Origin of the sequence: Flavobacterium rhamnosi, assembly GCF_048286515.1 — a bacterium.
Taxonomy (GTDB): domain Bacteria; phylum Bacteroidota; class Bacteroidia; order Flavobacteriales; family Flavobacteriaceae; genus Flavobacterium.
Window position 1 is genome coordinate 1 of record NZ_JBLVPS010000033.1, and the last position, 20811, is coordinate 20811.

16 protein-coding genes and 1 pseudogene are annotated in these 20811 nt (G+C 35.7%); 9 read left to right on the forward strand and 8 right to left on the reverse strand.

Annotated elements, in window-relative coordinates; all coding sequences use genetic code 11:
* The 3 genes from ACNQGN_RS17735 to ACNQGN_RS17745 form a co-directional block, all read left to right on the forward strand.
* Window positions 1-1000, forward strand: a 1000-nt coding sequence (locus ACNQGN_RS17735; protein ID WP_417989161.1) for a T9SS type A sorting domain-containing protein, incomplete at its 5' end; no start/stop codon positions are given.
* 711 nt (window positions 1001-1711) lie between these two features.
* Complete coding sequence (locus ACNQGN_RS17740) at window positions 1712-3811, forward strand: T9SS type A sorting domain-containing protein (RefSeq protein ID WP_417989162.1); 2100 nt, start codon at window positions 1712-1714, stop codon at window positions 3809-3811.
* A gap of 405 nt (window positions 3812-4216) precedes the next feature.
* Window positions 4217-8023 (forward strand): T9SS type A sorting domain-containing protein, encoded by a 3807-nt coding sequence (locus ACNQGN_RS17745; protein ID WP_417989163.1) that lies wholly within the window; start codon window positions 4217-4219, stop codon window positions 8021-8023.
* Window positions 8024-8083: 60 nt separating this feature from the next.
* Here ACNQGN_RS17745 and ACNQGN_RS17750 read toward each other — a convergent pair whose 3' ends face one another.
* Window positions 8084-8554, reverse strand: a complete 471-nt coding sequence (locus ACNQGN_RS17750) for a DUF1543 domain-containing protein (RefSeq protein ID WP_417989164.1) — start codon at window positions 8552-8554, stop codon at window positions 8084-8086.
* Window positions 8555-8760: 206 nt separating this feature from the next.
* Between ACNQGN_RS17750 and ACNQGN_RS17755 the strand changes: the two genes are divergently transcribed.
* Window positions 8761-9264: a hypothetical protein gene (locus ACNQGN_RS17755; protein ID WP_417989165.1), complete on the forward strand. Its 504-nt coding sequence runs from the start codon at window positions 8761-8763 to the stop codon at window positions 9262-9264.
* Between the two features lie 66 nt (window positions 9265-9330).
* Here ACNQGN_RS17755 and ACNQGN_RS17760 read toward each other — a convergent pair whose 3' ends face one another.
* Window positions 9331-10287, reverse strand: a complete 957-nt coding sequence (locus tag ACNQGN_RS17760) for a TerC family protein (RefSeq protein ID WP_417989166.1) — start codon at window positions 10285-10287, stop codon at window positions 9331-9333.
* Between the two features lie 155 nt (window positions 10288-10442).
* A complete protein-coding gene (locus ACNQGN_RS17765) occupies window positions 10443-11471 on the reverse strand; it encodes a glutamine synthetase beta-grasp domain-containing protein (RefSeq protein ID WP_417989167.1) in 1029 nt (342 codons plus the stop codon).
* Between the two features lie 266 nt (window positions 11472-11737).
* Between ACNQGN_RS17765 and ACNQGN_RS17770 the strand changes: the two genes are divergently transcribed.
* Complete coding sequence (locus tag ACNQGN_RS17770) at window positions 11738-13927, forward strand: glutamine synthetase III family protein (RefSeq protein ID WP_417989168.1); 2190 nt, start codon at window positions 11738-11740, stop codon at window positions 13925-13927.
* 107 nt (window positions 13928-14034) lie between these two features.
* Here the strand turns inward: ACNQGN_RS17770 and ACNQGN_RS17775 are convergent, their stop codons facing one another.
* Window positions 14035-14316 carry a DUF4242 domain-containing protein gene (locus tag ACNQGN_RS17775; protein ID WP_417989169.1) on the reverse strand — a complete coding sequence of 94 codons (282 nt, stop codon included), beginning with the start codon at window positions 14314-14316 and terminating at the stop codon, window positions 14035-14037.
* Between the two features lie 358 nt (window positions 14317-14674).
* Between ACNQGN_RS17775 and ACNQGN_RS17780 the strand changes: the two genes are divergently transcribed.
* The 3 genes and pseudogenes from ACNQGN_RS17780 (at window position 14675) to ACNQGN_RS17790 (ending at window position 16995) form a co-directional block, all read left to right on the forward strand.
* Window positions 14675-15853, forward strand: a complete 1179-nt coding sequence (locus ACNQGN_RS17780; RefSeq protein WP_417989189.1) for an AIR synthase related protein — start codon at window positions 14675-14677, stop codon at window positions 15851-15853.
* A 19-nt stretch (window positions 15854-15872) separates the two neighbouring features.
* Window positions 15873-16229, forward strand: a pseudogene (locus ACNQGN_RS17785) (hypothetical protein).
* 169 nt (window positions 16230-16398) lie between these two features.
* Entirely contained in the window at window positions 16399-16995 is a 597-nt protein-coding gene (locus ACNQGN_RS17790) for a GNAT family N-acetyltransferase (RefSeq protein WP_417989170.1), read from the forward strand.
* A 21-nt stretch (window positions 16996-17016) separates the two neighbouring features.
* Here the strand turns inward: ACNQGN_RS17790 and ACNQGN_RS17795 are convergent, their stop codons facing one another.
* From ACNQGN_RS17795 to ACNQGN_RS17810, 4 genes are all read right to left on the reverse strand, one after another.
* On the reverse strand, window positions 17017-17715 hold the full coding sequence (locus ACNQGN_RS17795) for a DUF6629 family protein (RefSeq protein WP_417989171.1): 699 nt from the start codon (window positions 17713-17715) through the stop codon (window positions 17017-17019).
* Window positions 17716-17806: 91 nt separating this feature from the next.
* The gene (locus ACNQGN_RS17800) at window positions 17807-18472 is read right to left on the reverse strand and encodes a CPBP family intramembrane glutamic endopeptidase (protein WP_417989172.1); all 666 of its coding nucleotides are present in this window, start codon (window positions 18470-18472) and stop codon (window positions 17807-17809) included.
* Window positions 18460-18810, reverse strand: a complete 351-nt coding sequence (locus ACNQGN_RS17805) for a hypothetical protein (RefSeq protein ID WP_417989173.1) — start codon at window positions 18808-18810, stop codon at window positions 18460-18462. Before ACNQGN_RS17805 ends, ACNQGN_RS17800 begins: the two co-directional genes overlap by 13 nt.
* Before the next feature lie 424 nt (window positions 18811-19234).
* The gene (locus ACNQGN_RS17810; protein WP_417989174.1) at window positions 19235-19756 is read right to left on the reverse strand and encodes a MepB family protein; all 522 of its coding nucleotides are present in this window, start codon (window positions 19754-19756) and stop codon (window positions 19235-19237) included.
* 525 nt (window positions 19757-20281) lie between these two features.
* Between ACNQGN_RS17810 and ACNQGN_RS17815 the strand changes: the two genes are divergently transcribed.
* Window positions 20282-20722: a hypothetical protein gene (locus tag ACNQGN_RS17815; protein ID WP_417989175.1), complete on the forward strand. Its 441-nt coding sequence runs from the start codon at window positions 20282-20284 to the stop codon at window positions 20720-20722.
* Window positions 20723-20811 lie beyond the last annotated feature (89 nt).

Genomic DNA, 20811 nt, shown 5'->3' on the forward strand with positions numbered 1-20811 from the left:
GACTACGCCAGGCAACTGCGCCGGAAATTACAGTGTAACCAGAACATGGACTGCTACAGATGATTGTGGAAACTTCTCCACCGCTACGCAAACCATCAATGTTCAGGATATTACTGCACCGACTCTTACTTGTCCAGCTAATCAAACAGTTGATTGTGGTGTTGAACCTGTTTTTGGTATTCCAACAATAAGTGACGGTTGTGATCCAAATCCAACTTTGAATGATTTGGGTATTACAACAAGAAACAATCCTGATGGTTCAGTGACTTACACAAAAACTTGGAGTGCTACTGACGCTTGTGGCAATACATCCGCTACTTGTAGTCAAAGTATCACAGTAAGTGCCTGTGAGGGATGTACTTTAGGATATTGGAAAAACCATACAGATAGATGGTGTTCTACTTATACTCCTTCAATGTTGTTTGGCGATGTGTTTGTAAATGCACCGGCTAATCTTGCTAATTTGACTTTGTTGCAGGCTCTAAATTTAGGAGGCGGAGGGATTTTTAACTTAGCTCGTCAAGGAGTAGCCGCTCTATTGAACGCTTGTAGTGATGAAGTTGATTTTCCAGCACCTTATTCTAATAATCCTCAATCAGTAATAAACGCTGTTAACGCAGCCTATTTAGCTGGTGGAGCCGCACCTGGAAAATTAGCAACTCAATTGGATAATCTTAATAATACAGGTTGTCCTTTGGGAGGAACCAGCGCTACCCATAAAGAAGATAGTTTAAATACTAGCGTTGGTTTTACTGCTTTTCCGGTTCCTTTTAAAGATAAGCTTACTATTAGATACGATTTTGATTATGTATCTGATGTGGTGATCGATGTGTATAATGCACAAGGAGTTTCAGTACTTTCAAAAACAGATACCAATAGTTATTTGAACAAAGAAGTTACTTTGCACCTTCATTCGTACAAAGGTCAAGAACAAGTTTATGTTGTTAGAGTAACTACTAATCGAGGAAGCAGCGTGAAAAAAGTTATGTCCTCAAAATAATTTTTAATAATCATCTGGTCCAGAAAAATGAAACGGATTAGAGTATAAAATTAAACCTCGAAAGTAAAAATTTCGAGGTTTTTTTATTTCTTTTTCACTGCTTTTTCACTCCTTTTCTAGATCAGTTTATTTTATTCTGATTTATGCTGCGTTTAGATAAAATTTAAATGTAAGATTATGTTTTAAAATACTGAAAATCAATTATTTACAATTAAAATTAACGAATTTTTGGTCCTTTTTTCGCATAGTAATTTTCTTAATCAAAGGGTTTTTTATCGGATAAGTTTGTTGTTTATCTGATTTATTTTTGTTTTTGAAACCCTGTTTTGATTCATTGATTATCTTTAATACAGTAAAAAAATAATTAAATTCTAAGCTGTTTTTTAAAACAGTTTACGGGTAAAAAAGAGTTGCTTATATTGCTCCCCACAATAAAATATCCTTTTGATGATTGCGTTCTTCATAAACTTGTTTTTTGAAGGTGTGTTTTAGTAGAGCAGGTTTTATCGATCAAATCGGAAAACTTTTTGTTTTTCTTCGTCTTACTTATTTATTAATTTAAATTAAGGTTTTTAAGTTTTTTTAAGCCCCATTTTGATGGAGTACTTCGTAAAGTGTTTATGAAGGTGTTTTATTTTTCTACAAATTTTTTATTCCCAAGTCTACTGGTTTCCTGCTTTTTAACAATTATGGTGTTAAAACTTTAGTATCATGAAAAAGATTACTATTTCGAATTTTTTCGATGTATTATCCCGTAAAATGATTAGTTCGTTTTTAACAAAAGAGAGCGTTTTTAGAAACTTCGTGCCATTTTTGTCAATATGCTTCTTGTTTTTTTCTTCACAAATTTATGGACAGTTTGCTAATGTAAACCCGCCCTTAGGTGGATTCGCTATTGATGGAGGTTTAAGAGCCAATACGCCAACGAGTCCTAGCCCATTCACAAGTAACCAGGGTGATTGGTACCCCGGAGCTGGAGGTACTGGTTTGTCTGTTTTTGAGAATTCAGGTAATGTGATACCACCGGCTACTACTCAAACAAGTGGACGTGCAGCTGCCGAGTCCTTTAATGGCAATGACAACGTTTTTACTAATGGTAGTAAATTTAATGATTTTGTGTCCTCTTTAAGATGGTTTGTGAATTCTGCGCCGGATAAAAACGATATTAATAATGCATTGTATCATGTCTCTCGTGACGGTATTAATAACCAATGGATCTTTATTTCAGGGGATCGTTTGTCTACTAATGGAACCAGTTATATTGATTTTGAATTATTGCAAGGTGGTATTGTCCAAAATGCCAACGGTACTTTTACAGGTACTCCGGTACTAAGTAAACCAAATGGTGGCGGTAGAACAGAAAATGATGTAATCATTTCTATGGAATATACCAATGGTGGTTCAAAGCCTAATGTATTTATCTACCAATGGAAGGGGAGTGGAAATAATTGGTCCTACCAACAAGTGCCATCTTCAGCGGCGCTATTGGCCAATGCATTTGCTGAAACCAACAGAGCGGGTGCGGAAACTAATTTGCCTTATTCTGCATTTGGCAGCACCACGTATCAACAATTTGCTTTTGTAGAAGCAGCCGTTAATGTTACTTATCTAACTAATATACTTGGAGGCACAAGTTGCAGTAATCTTAACATAAAAACGTTATGGGTTAAAACAAAGGCTTCCGCTTCTTCAACGGCTGCCCTCAAAGACTTTATAACCCCTATTCCTGTGGATTTAGTTTTTGGTAGCACGGACATTGATCCTATTTCACCAAAATGTGCAAGCGATAATACAGCTTATCTTTTATCAGCAACACCAGCTGGTGGTGTTTTTAGCGGACCGGGAGTAAGTCTTGTTAGTGGTAGCTATTATTTTACACCTTCTAATGCTGGTGTTGCCGGAAATAAAACTATTACTTATGTTACCGCTGATGGCAGTTGTACAACAACGGAAACGATTGTAGTGAATGCATTACCAACCGCGACAGCAAGTAACAATGGTCCGGTATGTTCTGATACAACTACTATAACATTAAATGAAACTGGTGGCGATGCGGTATCATGGTCATGGGTTAGCGACGGAAGTGCTACCATAACCGATCCGACTGATCAAAGTCCAACGGCGACAGGATTTGTTCATGGTGAGAAATTTACAGTAACCGTTACAGATGCTAATGGCTGTATATCAACAGCAAACACTACAATTACAGTAAATGACAATCCTGGTACGCCAGCTGTAAGTTACACTCCTCCTACATGTACTCAAAACACGTTTAGTATTACCGTCTCTGGTGTAATCAGCGGTGGTAGTTATACAGTACTGGATAAAAATGGAAATGCGATTTCAGGAATTTCTCCATCGGTACCTTATGCGGCTCCAAATGGCAGTAATATTGTATTTAGTAATATTCCTGCAGGATCGGGTTATCAGGTTTCTGTTTCAGTTGGTGACTGTAGTTCTGATGCTAACAGTTGCCCAGCAGCTGCTAAACTCATTAGTTCAGCTCCCAAAACAAAAGAAATAATCGCTCCAATTGCTGCGAAAATTGAAACTGCGGGTTTTGACGCGTATCCAGTTCCTTTCAAAGATTTGCTAACTGTCAAATACAATTTTGACTATGCATCCGATGTAAAAATTGAAGTATTCAATGCGCAAGGTATTTCAATACTTTCAAAAATCGATACAAATAGTTATCTAAACAAGGAAATTACGCTAGACCTTCGTTTGAACAAAGGAAAAGAACAAGTGTATGTTGTGAAAGTAACTACTAATCGCGGAAGCAGTGTGAAAAAAGTACTATCATCCAGATAGACCTAATTAATAATTGTCTAATCCACCACAAAAGAATAACCCGGATTAGAAAATACTAGTAAACCTCGAAAGTAAAATTTTCGGGGTTTATTTACCTCTTTTTTAATTGCATTTGAAGTTGTTTTTATTAAAACAATTTATTTGGTAATAAAAGAATCTAGTTATTGCTCCCCACAATACAATATCCTTTTAATGACGGATTTCTTCAAAAATAAATTTTTGAAGGTATTTTTTTTATGCAATTTTTATAGCCCAAGTCTGCATTTTCCAGCTATATAACAAGTATGGTGTTAAAACTTCATTATCATGGAAAAAAATTCACTCCTCACGTTTTTCGAAATTTTATCGAACAAAATTAAATCTTGCTTTTTAACGAAAGATAAGGTTTCTAAATTAGGTTTTTTAATGTCTAATTTATTAAATTTTAGTCCCAAATTACAAAATGCGGCCCTTGTAAAACGGTATTCCCATAATAATGTTTCAAAATCAGGGGATAAAGGATTAACACTTTCTTTTAGGAACTTGGTGGCATTTTCATTAATTTGTTTCTTGTTTTTTTCTTCACAAATTTATGGACAGTTTGCTAATGTAAACCCACCAGCTGGGGGATTCGCTATTGATGGGGGTTTAAGAGCCAATACACCAACAAGTCCTAGCCCATTCACAGCTAACCAGGGTGATTGGTACCCCGGACCTGGAGGTACTGGTCTGTCTGTTTTTGAAAATTCAGGTACTGTGATAGCACCGGCTACCACTCAAACAAGTGGACGTGCAGCTGCCGAAGCCTATAATGGCACCGACAACGTTTTTACTAATGGTAGTAAATTTAATGATTTTGTGTCCGCTTTAAGATGGTTTGAGAATACTGCACCGGATAAAAACGATATTAATAATGCGTTGTATCATGTATCACGTGACGGCAGTAATAACCAATGGATCTTTATCTCAGGGGATCGTCTGTCTACTAATGGAACCAGTTATATTGATTTTGAATTATTGCAAGGTACTATTGTCCAAAATGGCAACGGTACTTTTACTGGTGTCCCGGTATCAAGTAAACCAAATGGTGGTGGTAGAACACTTAATGATATAATTATTTCCATGGAATATACCAATGGCGGTACAAAACCTAATGTGTTTATCTACCAATGGAAGGGGAGTGGTAACAATTGGGCCTACCAACAAGTAACATCTACGCCACAGTTATTGGCCAATGCATTTGCTGAAACCAACAGAGCGGGTGCGGAAACTAATCTGCCCTATTCTGCATTTGGCAGTACTACATATCAACAATTTGCTTTTGTAGAAGCAGGTATTAACATCAGCTATCTATTGCAGCAATCTGGTTTAGCTTGTAGCGGTCTTAACATACAAACTTTATGGGTTAAAACAAAGGCTTCCGCTTCTTCAACGGCTGCCCTCAAAGACTTTATAACTCCTATTCCTGTGAACTTTAGTTTTGGTAACTCAACAATAACCCCTATTTCGCCAAAATGCGCAAGCGATACTACACCATATCTTTTATCAGCAACACCGTCTGGGGGTGTTTTTAGCGGACCGGGAGTAAGCTTTACCAATGGTAGCTATTATTTTACACCCTCCAATGCCGCTGCCGGACCAAACACTATTACTTATATTACTGCTGATGGCAGTTGTACAGCAACAGTAGACATTACTGTGAATGCAAATCCTGTTGTTTATACTTTAAGTGGTAATTCTATTTGTGTCTCAGCTCCCAATACCGGAGTTATCACATTGAGCAATTCACAAACGGGTGTTAGCTACCTGTTAAAGAAAGCAAGTGATAACACCTCTGTGCTACCTTCACAGGACGGAACAACAGGTTCTTCACTTACATGGACAGCACTTCCGGCAGGAGTAAACTATTATGTTGTGGCTACAGGCGTGGCTCCAACAAATTGTACTTCCCAAACAGCAAATGCATCAGTAACTGAAGTAGCAAATCCTGTTGTTTATACTTTAAGTGGCAATTCCATTTGTGCCTCAGCTGCCAATACAGGAGTTATCACATTGAGCAATTCACAAACGGGCGTAAGCTACCAGTTAAAGAAAGCAAGTGATAACACCCCTGTGCAAACGGCACAGTCTGGAACAACAGGTTCTCCACTTACATGGACAGCACTTCCGGCAGGTGTACCCTACTATGTCTTGGCTACAGGCGCTGCTCCAACTAATTGTACTTCACAAACAGCAAATGCAGCTGTAACTGAAATAGCAAATCCTGTTGTTTATACCTTAAGTGGTAATTCTATTTGTGCCTCAGCTCCAAATACCGGAATTATTACATTGAGCAATTCACAAACAGGTGTCAGTTACCAGTTAAAGAAAGCAAGTGATAACAGCATTGTGCAAACGGCACAGGCTGGAACAACAGGTTCTCAACTTACCTGGACAGCACTTCCGGCAGGAGTACCCTACTATGTATTAGCTACAGGTGCTGCTCCAACTAATTGTACTTCCCAAACAGCAAATGCAGCTGTAACTGAGGTAGCAAATCCTGTGGTTTATACCTTAAGTGGTAATTCCATTTGTGCCTCAGCTGCCAATACCGGAGTTATCACATTGAGCAATTCACAAACAGGTGTCAGTTATCAGTTAAAGAAAGCAAGTGATAACAGCAGTGTGCAAACGGCACAGTCCGGAACAACAGGTTCCCAACTTACCTGGACAGCACTACCGGCAGGAGTACCCTATTATGTCTTTGCTACAGGCGCTGCTCCAACTAATTGTACCTCTCAAACAACAAATGCATCCGTTACTGAGGTCGCAAATCCTGTTGTTTATACTTTAAGTGGCAATTCCATTTGTGCCTCAGCACCCAATACCGGAGTTATCACATTGAGCAATTCACAAACGGGCGTAAGTTACCAGTTAAAGAAAGCAAGTGATAACAGCAGTGTGCAAGCGGCACAGTCAGGAACAACAGGTTCTCAACTTACCTGGACAGCACTTCCTGCAGGGGTACCCTACTATGTATTGGCTACAGGTGCTGCTCCAACTAATTGTACTTCCCAGACAGCAAATGCAGCTGTAACTGAGGTAGCAAATCCTGTTGTTTATACTTTAAGTGGTAATTCCATTTGTGCCTCAGCTCCCAATACCGGAATTATTACATTGAGCAATTCACAAACAGGCGTAAGCTACCAGTTAAAGAAAGTAAGTGATAACAGTAGTGTGCAAACGGCACAGGGTGGAACAACAGGTTCTCAACTTACCTGGACAGCACTTCCTGCAGGAGTAAGTTACTATGTATTAGCTACAGGTGCTGCTCCAACTAATTGTACTTCCCAAACAGCAAATGCAGCTGTAACTGAGGTAGCAAATCCGGTGGTTTATACTTTAAGTGGTAATTCTATTTGTGCCTCAACTCCCAATACCGGAGTTATCACATTGAGCAATTCACAAACAGGTGTCAGCTACCAGTTAAAGAAAGCAAGTGATAACAGCAGTGTGCAAACGGCGCAGTCCGGAACAACAGGTTCCCAACTTACCTGGACAGCACTTCCGGCAGGAGTAAGCTACTATGTATTGGCTACAGGTGGCGCTCCAACTAATTGTACTTCTCAAACAGCAAATACAGCTGTAAGTGAAGTGGCAAATCCTCCCGCGCCAATCGTAACATACAATGCGCCTGCATGTAATGAGACTACTTTTAGTATTACTATTTCCAGCGTAATTAGTGGTGCTAGTTATACAGTTCTGGATAAAAATGGAAATGCGATTACAGGAATTTCTCCTGCGTCACCTTATACTGCTTTAAATGGGAACAATATTATATTTAGTAATATTCCAGCAGGATCGGGTTATAAGGTTTCTGTTTTAAACAATGGCTGTGGTTCTTCTCCTAGCAGTTGCCCAGCAACTGCTAAAGTAATCAGTCCAAGCGTCGAAAAAACAGATACAATTGCTCCAATCGAAACAAAAATCGAAACAGCAGGTTTTGATGCATATCCAGTTCCGTTCAAAGACTTGCTTACTATCAAGTACAATTTTGATTATGTATCTGACGTGAAAATAGAGGTGTTTAACGCTCAGGGTATTTCAATACTTTCTAAAATGGATACCAAAAGTTATTTGAATAAAGAAATTGCGCTAGATCTTAAATTGAATAGAGGAAAAGAGCAAGTGTATATTGTGAAAGTGACTACTAATCGTGGAAGTAGTGTGAAAAAAGTAATGTCTTCCAGATAATTTTTAAAATTAATTTTAACTAAAAAGCATCCGTTTGTCGGATGCTTTTTTTTCTGTTCCTTACTTTAATTGATTGTATAAGTACACTATTTTAGTTAATTTTAAATAGCCAATATGCAAGTCGTCTTCTTTTAAATTACTTTTGGATTTTCTGATTTTCAGGGAATACTGTTCTTTAAATTGCTTGTGGAGTACGTCCGATATATTGTAAATATCATCCAGATCGATTCCGTATTTGTCATCAATGTGTGAAATAGCTTCCTTGAAACCGCAATGTTTGAAAAAAGTGGTAGCTTTTGCATTTTTGGAAGCCAATCCTAAACTTTTGACAACAGTAAGTATTTTATGGTGGTATTCTTCAAACTCATTTTCTTTATAACCACCCAAATTGATGAAAAATAATTTTTCTGAAGCAGTATTTGCAGCTGTCTCTATAGCAATAATTTCTATCGAATAATTATCGACTACAGTAACTTCTCGCCATGCATCAATATGAAGTTGTCCTTTGGCTTCAGTCCAAAAAGTTTTCATCTGCGAAATTAAGTTTTTTAAGGAATTTCCAATTCCAAAAAAATATCATGCTGTTCGGTAATCCTTCCTATTGGCTTACCGTCCAGTAATATCATGTAAAGTTTTAGCTGTTTTTTTATTTTCAGATTTACAATTTTTGTAAAAAATAAAGTTTGGCACAATTCATGAATGTGTAAATAAAATTAACCATTAAAAAAATTAAAATCATGAAAAAGATAATTACACTTTTAGCCATCGCAGGATTATTTACTTTACAAAGTTGCACTGTAAATGACGACAATCCTTATGTAGACAATGATACTATCAGCGAAGTATTTGAAGTTAGTGCCTCATTTAATTCAACTAACAATTATAGTAGAATAGTGCCGCTTAATCCTCCTATTTTCACTTCTGATGTGGTCTTGGTATACCGATTATCTGGTTCCACTGCTCAGGGTGATGTATGGAAATTATTGCCTGAAACCCATTATTTTAGCGATGGAACATTAGATTTCAGTTATGATTATGATTATACTACTACCGATGTAAGTGTCTTTATGGTTGGTAATGATTTACAAGATGTTACTGCTGACTTCAGATTGAATCAGGTGCTTAGAATTGTGATAGTGCCGGCAGGTTTTGCAACTTCAATCAACAAGAATAGTTATGAATCCGTTATATCTGCTTTAAAAATAAATGAAAGCCAAATTAAAAAAATTGAAATGAAATAAATAAAAAAAGGAAATCGAAAGATTTCCTTTTTTTATGCTTGTTTTTTTTAGGATCGAATTGGAATATTATTCTTCTACAGCTCCTTCTTCTTTACTCATTTTTAAAGACACGATAATTCCAGTCAAAAGCGAAATTGCGATAAAAGCCAGCGATACCCATTCTGGCATTTCTATAAAATCATGAAGTAGCATTTTAAGCCCAACAAAAGTCAAAATCGCAATAAGGCTGTATTCTAAATAAGCAAATTTTTCTAGCATATGAGCCAAGAAGAAATACATGGATCGCAAGCCTAAAATGGCAAAGATATTTGAGCTAAAAACTAAAAAAGGATCACTTGTTATTGCTAAAATTGCAGGAACACTGTCAATGGCAAATACAACATCCATTACTTCAATAACAACTAATGCAACGAAAAGTGGTGTTGCAGCGGTTATGTGTCTTCTTTTTACAAAGAAATGCTCTTCGTCGATATGATTTGAGATAGGCATGATCTTTTTAAGACTTTTGTAAACGAATGATTTTTTAGGTTCAAATTTTTCATCTTCATTGGTGAACAGCATTTTCATTGCTGTATAGATCAGAAATGCACCAAAAACATAAGTAGTCCACGCAAATTTATTAATAAGCAAAACACCAAAATAAATCATTAGTCCTCTAAAAACAATCGCACCAAGGATTCCCCAAAACAAAACTCGATGTTGGTATTTTTGCGGAATTCTGAAAGCAGAAAAAATAATAGCAATAACAAATATATTGTCAACGCTTAGTGATAATTCTATTAAATAACCTGTAATGAATTTTATTGATGCATCAATTGGTTTCAATCCGTCAGGATTTGAAATATAGTTATTAGCATACAGCCAGAATATAACTCCAGAAAATAAAAAAGAGAGTGTGACCCAAACGGCAGTCCATTTACCAGCTTCTTTAGAACTAATAATATGCGGTGTTTTATTGAAAACTCCTAAATCGAGTGCAAGAAATAAGAAGACGGCAGCTAAAAATGAAATCCAGACAATCATAAACTAAGTTGTTAATTATAGGTTGGGCAAAGATACTTTTTGATTTTTTAAGTTTGAAACTTATTTTAAAATAAAGTTACGTTTGAATCTAAAAAAAAGTGCCTTCGCAATGAAGGCACTTTTAAATTATAAACAGATCTGGTTTATATAGATTCTTATACTAATTCTTCAATTAATACAGATTTTACAGTTTTTACAATTCTAGCAGCAATTTTGTATGGATCACCATTAGATGCTGGTCTTCTGTCTTCCAACCATCCTTTCCATCCTTTTTGAACAGTAATTAACGGGATTCTGATTGACGCTCCTCTATCAGAAACTCCATAAGAGAAATCATGAATAGAAGCAGTTTCGTGTTTACCTGTTAAACGTTGGTCATTATATGCTCCGTAAACAGCAATGTGTTCTGCAGTTACAGGTCTAAATGCCTCACATATTTTTTCGTAAACTTCTTGTGAACCACATGTTCTTAATACTTCATTAGAGAAGTTAGCATGCATTCCGGATCCATTCCAATCAGTATCACCTAATGGTTTTGGGTGGTAATCAATATAATAACCGTATTTTTCAGTTAAACGATCTAGTAAATATCTGGCGATCCATATTTCGTCACCTGCTTTTTTAGCTCCTTGTGCGAATAATTGGAATTCCCATTGACCACAAGCAACTTCTTGATTGATACCTTCGAAGTTAATTCCTGCAGCGATACATAAATCAGCGTGCTCTTCTACTAAACTTCTTCCGTGAGTGTTTTTCCCACCTACAGAGCAGTAGTACATACCTTGTGGTGCAGGGTAACCGCCTATTGGAAATCCTAAAGGTAATAAAGTTTTAGTATCCATAATAAAGTACTCTTGTTCGAAACCAAACCAGAAATCACCATCATCATCAATAGTCGCTCTTCCGTTAGAAGGATGTGCAGTACCATCAGCATTCATAACTTCTGTCATAACCAAGTATCCATTTATACGTGTAGGATCCGGATAGATAGCAACAGGTACTAATAAGCAATCAGATGAACCACCTTCTGCTTGTTTTGTAGATGAACCATCAAAAGACCAGTTTCCTATTTCTTCTAATGTTCCTTTAAAGTTTTCGTGTTCTTCAACTTTGGTTTTACTTCTAAGATTTTGAGTTGGTTCGTATCCGTCTAACCAAATGTATTCTAATTTAACTTTAGCCATAATATTATAAATTTTATTCGTTTATTCTTATTTGTTTGCAAATATAAATTAAATTTTTTATGAGTCGAAATCAGGGGGTATTTTTTGTTATGAAGGATGTTATTTTTCGCATAAGTGTATTTTAGTAGGGGGTAAAATTTTAAAATGACAATTTTTTATGGGTATAAAAATTAATTTCACAATTGTAATACAGATGGTTTTTTATTTTATATTGATTATATTTGTTTTTTTATCAAATCGATTAATAATAATTTAAAAATCGCAACATGTCAACATTACGTTTTCAAGCTTTGAGAGAAGCTTCAACCAGAAAGCCAGTTCAATTTGAAGAAACTGATAGAAAATCAACGATTTTTGGTTCAAATGTATTTAATGAAAAAGCAATGAAGCAATATTTGACTTCAGATGCCTTTAAAGGAGTGCAAGGTGCTGTTCAGCATGGAACTAAAATAGACAGAAAATTAGCGGATTATATCGCAATGGGAATGAAAGAGTGGGCCTTATCAAAAGGAGTTACTCATTATACGCACTGGTTTCAACCCCTTACAGGGACAACTGCGGAAAAACACGATGCTTTTTTTGAGACATCATACGATGGTAGTGATCCAGTAGAAAAATTTGGTGGTGCACAGTTAGTACAACAAGAGCCAGACGCGTCTAGTTTCCCAAATGGTGGAATTAGAAACACATTTGAAGCAAGAGGATATACAGCTTGGGATCCTACTTCTCCAGCATTTATTTTTGGAACTACTTTATGTATTCCTACCGTTTTCATTTCCTATACAGGAGAAGCTTTAGATTATAAAACACCTTTGCTGAGAGCTTTAACGGTGATGGACGATGCGGCTACTGAAGTATGCAAATATTTCGATAAAAATGTAAAAAAAGTTACTGCAACTTTAGGATGGGAGCAAGAATATTTTTTAGTTGACAGAGCATTAGCAAATTCACGTCCTGATCTGATGATGACAGGAAGAACTTTGCTTGGGCATACTTCTGCTAAAGGACAACAATTAGACGATCACTATTTTGGTTCTATACCAACACGTGCTTTAACGTATATGAGAGATTTAGAGCAGGAGTGCATGTTGTTAGGAATACCTGTAAAAACACGTCACAATGAAGTAGCTCCAAATCAATTTGAGTTGGCACCTATATTCGAGGAGACAAATTTAGCAGTTGATCATAACTGTTTATTAATGGATGTGATGGAAAAAGTGGCTGAACGTCATGATTTGAAAGTTTTATTCCATGAAAAGCCTTTTAAAGGAGTTAATGGTTCAGGGAAACATAATAACTGGTCATTGGCTACAGATACTGGGGTAAACTTGTTAAGTCCAAGTAAAACTCCAATGAGTAATTTACAGTTTTTGACTTTCTTTATCAATACGATCAAAGCGGTAAATGATAATGAATCATTATTGAGAGCCGCTATTGCCTCTGCAAGTAATGATCACAGATTAGGTGCAAATGAAGCGCCACCCGCAATTATCTCTGTATTTATTGGAGAGCAATTAACAAAAGTTTTAGCGGAATTAGAAGGTGTAACTACTGGAAAATTATCTCCAGAGGAGAAAACAGATTTAAAATTAAACGTTGTAGGTAAAATACCGGATGTTCTTTTGGATAACACCGACAGAAACAGAACATCGCCATTTGCCTTTACAGGAAATAAATTTGAGTTTAGAGCTGTAGGTTCTATGGCAAACTGTTCTAATGCAATGACTACTTTGAATGCTATTGTTGCTAAACAATTGCGAGACTTCAAAGTTGAAGTTGATGCTTTGATTGAGTCTAAAGACATGAAAAAAGACGATGCAATTTTCAATGTTTTGAGAGAATATATCAAGCAATCTAAAAAAATTCTTTTTGAAGGAGATGGATATAGTGAAGAATGGGAAGTCGAAGCGGCGAAGAGAGGTTTAAGTAATTACAAAACAACTCCTGAAGCATTAAAAGCGAGAGTTTCTAAACAATCTTTGGATTTGTTTTCTGAGCTGAATATCATGAATCATATCGAGGTCGAAGCGCGTTATGAAATTGAATTAGAAGAGTATACTAAGAAAATTCAAATTGAAGGTAGAGTTTTAGGTGATATTTCTAAAAATCATGTTGTTCCTACTGCAATTCGTTACCAAAATACTTTGATTACTAATGTTAAAGGTTTGAAAGATATTTTTGGGTCTGATTTTGAAACAATTGCTAAAGAGCAGATTATCTTGATTAAAGAGATTTCTGGACACATCGAAGGGATTAATTCTAAAGTAGAAGAGATGACCAACGAAAGAAAAGTAGCTAACAATTTGACAGATGCGCAAGAAATGGCAGAAGCTTATTGTAATAAGGTAAAACCTTATTTTGAAATCATTAGAAATCACTGTGATAAACTGGAATTACTAGTTGATAATGAACTTTGGACATTAACGAAATACAGAGAATTATTGTTTACAAAATAGTAACACGTTCCCTATTTTATTAAAAATGCCTATCTGTTTTGGATAGGCATTTTTTTATGTTCTAATCTAGAGCGTTTTCTCGCGAATTGAGTTTAATTATTTGTTGACTATACAGTTTCTTCTGCTGTTGTCGGGTCAATGGTTGCTGATACTCTACTGATAGAATTCGCAGGAAATCCACCTAGTTTTGCGTGTTCACGAATCATTTCCTCGCTAGGAGCAATGTAAGTACAGTAGATTTTGTCAGCGGTTACCTGGCTGTTAACCCATTGTATTTGGGTACCCATTTTACCCAATACTCCGCAGGAAGTTTGTGAAATCGCTTTCAATTGTTCGGCATTCAGTTTACCTGCGCCGGGAATCTCTCGTTCAATTACAAATTTAGGCATGATGTTATGGTTTTTAGTTTCCTACTCCTGTGGCTTTTCGGTATGGCCCCGTTTTTTATAGTGGTCACTGGTTTCCACTTTCTCAGTTTAATACTAAATTTCAATTTAAATCAATATCAATTTAGCATACAATTCACTAAATTAAATAGTGTTTATTTATTTGTTCTACATTATTGTTTTAATGTAAAAAATTAATAAACAAAACGTTAGTGTAAATTTAAGGAAATAAATCCACATTCGATTTACAGACTAGGGAATTAACGAAACACTTGAAAACCCGATAGGCAAAACCCAAAAAAAATAATTATCTTTGCCGCAAAACATATCTGCTCAAAAGCAGGTTACACAACTAAACTACATGAGTTCAGATACTTCAAAAAGATATGCACTTCGCGGTGTTTCAGCATCTAAAGAAGATGTGCATAATGCCATAAAAAACATCGACAAAGGATTATTTCCACAAGCATTTTGTAAAATTGTCCCTGACTATTTAACCCAAGACGAAGAATATTGTCTGATTATGCATGCTGATGGAGCAGGAACGAAATCGTCTCTTGCCTATATGTATTGGAAAGAAACAGGAAATATTTCTGTTTGGAAAGGCATTGCCCAAGATGCATTGATTATGAATATCGATGATTTATTGTGTGTAGGGGCAACGGATAATATTTTACTTTCTTCAACTATTGGAAGAAATAAAAACTTGATTCCTGGTGAAGTAATTTCAGCTATCATCAACGGAACCGAAGAACTGATTAAAGAACTCGATTCTTTTGGCGTGACCATCCATTCAACGGGCGGAGAAACAGCTGATGTAGGTGATATTGTTAGGACTATTATTGTAGATTCAACGGTAACAGCGCGCATGAAGCGTTCTAAAGTAATTGATAATGCTAATATTAAAGCGGGCGACGTAATTGTTGGATTGGCTTCTTTTGGCCAGGCTACTTACGAAAAAAGTTATAATGGCGGAATGGGCAGTAACGGATTAACATCAGCACGTCATGATGTTTTTGGAAAGTATTTGGCAACAAAATATCCAGAGAGTTTTGATGCTGCAGTTCCTGAAGAATTAATTTATTCCGGGCAAGTGAATCTTACTGATACTGTAGAGCATTCACCGATCGACGCGGGACAATTAGTGCTTTCGCCTACCAGAACGTACGCACCTATTATTAAGAAAATTTTAGATCAGTATACTTCTAATGAAATTCACGGAATGGTGCATTGCAGCGGTGGAGCGCAAACGAAGATTTTACATTTTGTAGAAAATCTACATATTATAAAAGACAATTTGTTTCCGGTTCCTCCATTATTTCAGTTGATACAAGAGCAATCCAAAACGGATTGGAAGGAAATGTACCAGGTATTCAATTGTGGACACCGTATGGAAATTTACGTTCCCGAAGCTATTGCTGAAGCTATTATCGCGATCTCAAAATCATTCAATGTTGATGCACAAATCGTTGGTAGAGTAGAGGCAGCTGACGCAAAAAAACTGACTATTATCAGTGAATACGGAACTTTCAAATATTAAAAAGTAAAAGGAACAAGCCATGTACGAATTACTTTTTTGGAGATATCAGGACGGCATTTATCTAAACCATCACTTGGTTTAGGAAGCGATTATTGAGGGACAAGAAGTAGCAGGTCTTGAAGAACTTCCTGTGACTGTCATTCTCAATAGGATTAATACGCTGTTCTCTCAATGGGAAAAAGTAGATGACAATAGTTGGAAAAATAACAATGGAAAAGGAGCTTTTCAAATAAAAACCACTCCTCAAAGCATTCAAATCGATTGCTACGGAACCGAAGGAAAGATCATGAATCAATTGGTAGATGCATTAGCTGAATTCAATTGTCCGTTGTACGATCCACAAGTTCCAGAACGCTACGATGAAATGAGTGAGTAGTGTTTTTTAAAAGCTAATCCAGTATACATTACAGTCCCACAGTTCGAAAGACATATTTTTGACTGTGGGATTTTCATTTTTATCGGAGTTAAGAGCATCATAATTTAGGGATTTAAAGGAAGTTCACTTTGAGAATTTTTTATTTTCTTTGTGGTAAATAAATATAAAGATGGACTTAGATTTCTCTCAAAATACAATCCTCGAAGACGAATCAATTTTATTGCGTCCTTTACAGCAAGCCGATATCGAAAATTTACTGGAAATTTCCCTTAACGAACCTGAAACTTGGGAATACTCGTTAGTACGTGCTAACGGCAGAGAAAATTTAGAAAACTATATCAAAATAGCCTTAAATGCCAGAGAAAACAAAATTGAATTCCCTTTCATAGTTTTTGACAAAAAATCAGGGAAATATGCAGGAAGCACGCGTTTTTATGATATTAATCTGGCATTCAAAACCTTGCAACTAGGCTACACCTGGTACGGGAAAGATTTCAGGGGAATGGGACTCAACAAGCACTGTAAATTTTTGCTGTTGCAATTTGCTTTCGAAAGCCTTGGAATGGAGCGCGTGGAATTCCGTGCAGATAATAACAACCAGAGAAGTATAGCTGCCATGAAAAGTATTGGTTGTACCGTAGAAGGAGTCTTACGAAGCCACATGCCTACTTTTGGGAGTGATGTTCGGAGAGACAGTATTGTTTTAAGTATTCTTAGAAATGAATGGTTCGACAAGGTAAAAGAAAATTTAAAAAATAAATTATAGAAAACTATAAGGGATAAGAGTTTAAATACTGTTGCTTTTACTGTGATTACTTCTATAATGGTATTTGGAATGTTTCTTACTGGGGTTTTTGATTTCATCCATAATTACGAGTACGGAAATACTAATTATTGATGAAAAGAAACACCAAACCGAAACCACATAATCTACGTAAGAGATTTTTGTTATAATATAGGAAATGATGATGGTGATGCTTAAAATCCACATTTTTTTGATATTTGAAAATAATGGAGGGGCAACAGTTGCAATGATGTAAAGTATATCGCCATAGCCCCCAAACACTACTGGATAGTTTTGGAGGTATGAAATATGGGATCCAATAATTTTTGCTTCAACGGTATATGTAACTAGACAATACCCCAGAAATAAGGACACTGCCAAGCCTATTATGAGAAGCGCCAGCTGAAAATTTTTCTCTTCCTTTTCTTTTTCAAGTTTCAGCGATGCTAAAGGAATCCAGGATGGCCACACCACCTGGGCAAAAAACAAATAGATATAGGTTGAAATTTGTTGCAGGGGAGCGAAACCTGACTTTGTCAGTGATAGCCATAAAAAACCCTCAGAAAATTGTTGAACACAAAAAATAATTGGAATACAGGCAAAATAAATTTGGGAAGGCTTTTGTATATTTTTTATTGCCGCAACACTTATTGCTGCAAGAACAATACCCGTTCCAAAACTCGTACTAGCTGAAAAACACATAGGCTTTAATTTATTATGAATAAAAAATAATTCTATCAAGAGTATCAACTGTTGGATAACTATTTATTAATACCATTTAGGGACCTATCAATTACCACACCCACCATGGCGCTTGAAGAATTTCAGCATAAACTACCAAGTCAAAAATAACATGCATTGTAATAACAGGTATCATGCTTTTTGAATAATGCTTTAAAAATCCAAGAACGATATAAGCAGCAAAAGACCATATGAAAAATTCAACAATGTGTTCTTGCGGTCTTGCTGCCGGGGAAAGAAATAAGCAAACTTTGTAAGATGAATGCGCAAGGGCAGCAAATACCACGGCAAAATCCGTATTTATCTTGCTAATCTGACCTTGTATGAACCCCCGAAAAAAGAATTCTTCGATAATAGCAACGCTTATCGCCGCAAATACGAAAGGTCTGATTACCGCAGGAAGTATGGGCATTCCCAGGCTACCCCTGTAATAAATTGCTGCTCCAATACCTAATTCAAGACCAATAACAATATATACAATTGTTTTGAGAGAGAAAATACCACTGAATAGCGACTTGAAGGTTATCAAGGGTGAATCGATGTCACGGCTGATGATGAAAGCTATCATTGCCAAGGGGATGAAAGCTACTGCTTTTAATGGAAAAGGGTAGGTGATTAAATAGGCAAATGCCATGATTTCAGCACTACAAACGACTGCATCAAGCACTGCTTTTTTGGTTCGTCTGGATATCGGTTTCGTTTGCTCTAAATGCTCCATTTTTTTTCTTTTTTAAAATGTTTTTTTAAAAATTTTCTTGGAAAAACGATACTGAAAAAAAATACTGCAGGCATTAGTAAAAGCAGCCAGCCAGAACCTATAAAAGCTATTCTTTCGGCAATTACAACTTCAATATTTTTTTCATTAAAAGGAAACTTCGTATAGCGATAATTTTTTGAAAAGTTTATAATATCATCTTTTGCGACAGCAAATCGTTGTTCTTCTTTAAATTGATATAAAAGCAAAAATAACCCGGCAAGCAACACCACTGCAAGTACAATTGGCAACCTGTTAATCTGTTCTGGTCGATTACTTATAGAGTCTTTAAAGGTGTTCATAACGAAGGAATTTTGGTGTTATAACTTGGTTAGTAACATAGAAAATGAACTTTATACGCGTATTGTCTTTATATCATTAGTGTAAAACAGATTAAAACAAAATTGGCTACTCGAAAATGAAAATGCTGAAATTGATGCCTAAAATAGAATGAGGAGTTGTATCCATCATTTTTTAGGCAACTGATTAATCTATAAGTTAGTTGGATTTATCTTCCTGTCTAACTTTTAAAAAATAATAAGATTTTGGGGATAGTAGAATTCTAAAACAGGGAATTCTTCATGAAAGCTAAATTAAAAATAAATTTTAATTATAGCAACTGAAAATCAATATATTATGAAAATAAAATTGATGCAGTAAGTTTGTGTAAAAAGACAACCATTTAAAATTACTTAAGTGAGGTTGTTTTTTTTAATGTTACCACTGTTATTTAATTTCTTGCGAATAGAGTAACTTGGCTTGATCTAAATTTATGGATTTGCCCGAAGGGATTTCCAAAAAATAATCTAATTGCCATTTCTGGGTTTTTTGTGCTTGTCTGTTCGTTGTTATATCCCATGGCGGATAAACCCGGATAGCTCGTTTTCCTTCTTTCAAATCAGTAGTTAGTATTCCTTGTTGGACAAGCATTGCTTTAGGAAACACAAATTGACCGAAATTATCTCCGCTTCTGGTATTAATAATGAATAAATCGATAGTATCTGAAAGATGAAAGGGCTCAATAGGTCCTTTTCCTTTCCTTTTCCATAACGTAACGAATTGCCCCATTTTTGTAGGCGTGGTTTTAGCTACTCGGAAGAGTATTGTTAAGGCATCAAGTTCAAATTGATATGCGCCATAATCGGCGCTTTCTTTTTCCATTACAGGATTTATGAGTTCAAAACCACAGGGATCAAAAACAGAAGTTTTGATTTCTAGTAGTATGTTTGGTATTAGGGTTGAAGGCATTACTTTATTTTTGAGTATGATTTGTTATTGAGATCAGTTTGCATTTTTGCAGTTTTTCAAAATTCTTTTTAATAGTTGTTATTTCTTCAACTAAAGTTTTTCTCATTTTCCAATTCGGTTAATTTACATTGGACTTAGATTAAAAATAATTGCAGCTATAAAATTATAATGCCTTTCAAAACTAATTCTACATCGAAAACCAATAACGTTGAATGAATAAACAATTTGGATGCAAATTATAGTATCAAATATATAGAAATAATATTATAAATCCCTAAACAGATTTTAGCTTTAAATTTGATTTCCGATGCTGTAAATATCAATTTTTATACGTCAGGGATAGCAAAGAATTCCTTGCGGTTTTACGCTATATTGCAGCGGACACCGACCTGATTTTTCAGTGTGTTATCCACAATTTTTTTAATTTTTTGCGAAGATTGGTATTTGTATGTGACTAATTTTTAAACAAAAAAGGTAGTGCAGTTTGCGAAAAACTTTGCGAACTTTGCGTTCAAATAATACACTATGAAAATAAATCCAAAAAACGGAATTGACAAGCTCATTTTCGGAATGAAACAAAGTGATGTCATCGCTATTTACGGTAAACCAAATAGAAATTACAAAGACGAAGACGATAATGTGATTTTTGCATACAACAAACTTAAAATGCGTTTGACTTTTTATATAGAGGAAGACTTCAAATTGGGTTATATTGTGGCTTCGAGTCCTGAACTGGAGTTATTCGGAAATAAAGTTATCAATAGAAAAATCAGTGACGTCAAAAAAGATTTGTCTGTCAATGGAATAGTTAAATTTACTCAGGAAGAATTTGATACGTTCGAAAACTATTTCAATGAAGAAAACTGGATTATTTTTCAAACAGAATTTGATGAGGTGGTGAAATTTGAGATTGGCGCGATTATCAATCAAAAAGATGAGTTTGACTGGAAATTTGGAAAGAAGTAGGAGTCTAAGATTTTTAACTTGTGTGGCACAGCAATCGTAAGGTCCGTAGATGCCTTAAATGAATCCGTGTTTGCTGTAGGAGTTCAGTA

Bases quoted from the DNA above. Each gene is read 5' to 3' on its own strand.
- ACNQGN_RS17805 (WP_417989173.1), bottom strand. From the start codon at position 18,810: ATGAACACCTTTAAAGACTCTATAAGTAATCGACCAGAACAGATTAAC.
- ACNQGN_RS17765 (WP_417989167.1), bottom strand. From the start codon at position 11,471: ATGGCTAAAGTTAAATTAGAATACATTTGGTTAGACGGATACGAACCA.
- ACNQGN_RS17750 (WP_417989164.1), bottom strand. From the start codon at position 8,554: ATGAAAACTTTTTGGACTGAAGCCAAAGGACAACTTCATATTGATGCA.
- ACNQGN_RS17775 (WP_417989169.1), bottom strand. From the start codon at position 14,316: ATGCCTAAATTTGTAATTGAACGAGAGATTCCCGGCGCAGGTAAACTG.
- ACNQGN_RS17760 (WP_417989166.1), bottom strand. From the start codon at position 10,287: ATGATTGTCTGGATTTCATTTTTAGCTGCCGTCTTCTTATTTCTTGCA.
- ACNQGN_RS17780 (WP_417989189.1), top strand. From the start codon at position 14,675: ATGAGTTCAGATACTTCAAAAAGATATGCACTTCGCGGTGTTTCAGCA.
- ACNQGN_RS17740 (WP_417989162.1), top strand. From the start codon at position 1,712: ATGAAAAAGATTACTATTTCGAATTTTTTCGATGTATTATCCCGTAAA.
- ACNQGN_RS17795 (WP_417989171.1), bottom strand. From the start codon at position 17,715: ATGTGTTTTTCAGCTAGTACGAGTTTTGGAACGGGTATTGTTCTTGCA.
- ACNQGN_RS17755 (WP_417989165.1), top strand. From the start codon at position 8,761: ATGAAAAAGATAATTACACTTTTAGCCATCGCAGGATTATTTACTTTA.
- ACNQGN_RS17770 (WP_417989168.1), top strand. From the start codon at position 11,738: ATGTCAACATTACGTTTTCAAGCTTTGAGAGAAGCTTCAACCAGAAAG.
- ACNQGN_RS17810 (WP_417989174.1), bottom strand. From the start codon at position 19,756: ATGCCTTCAACCCTAATACCAAACATACTACTAGAAATCAAAACTTCT.
- ACNQGN_RS17790 (WP_417989170.1), top strand. From the start codon at position 16,399: ATGGACTTAGATTTCTCTCAAAATACAATCCTCGAAGACGAATCAATT.
- ACNQGN_RS17800 (WP_417989172.1), bottom strand. From the start codon at position 18,472: ATGGAGCATTTAGAGCAAACGAAACCGATATCCAGACGAACCAAAAAA.
- ACNQGN_RS17745 (WP_417989163.1), top strand. From the start codon at position 4,217: ATGTCTAATTTATTAAATTTTAGTCCCAAATTACAAAATGCGGCCCTT.
- ACNQGN_RS17815 (WP_417989175.1), top strand. From the start codon at position 20,282: ATGAAAATAAATCCAAAAAACGGAATTGACAAGCTCATTTTCGGAATG.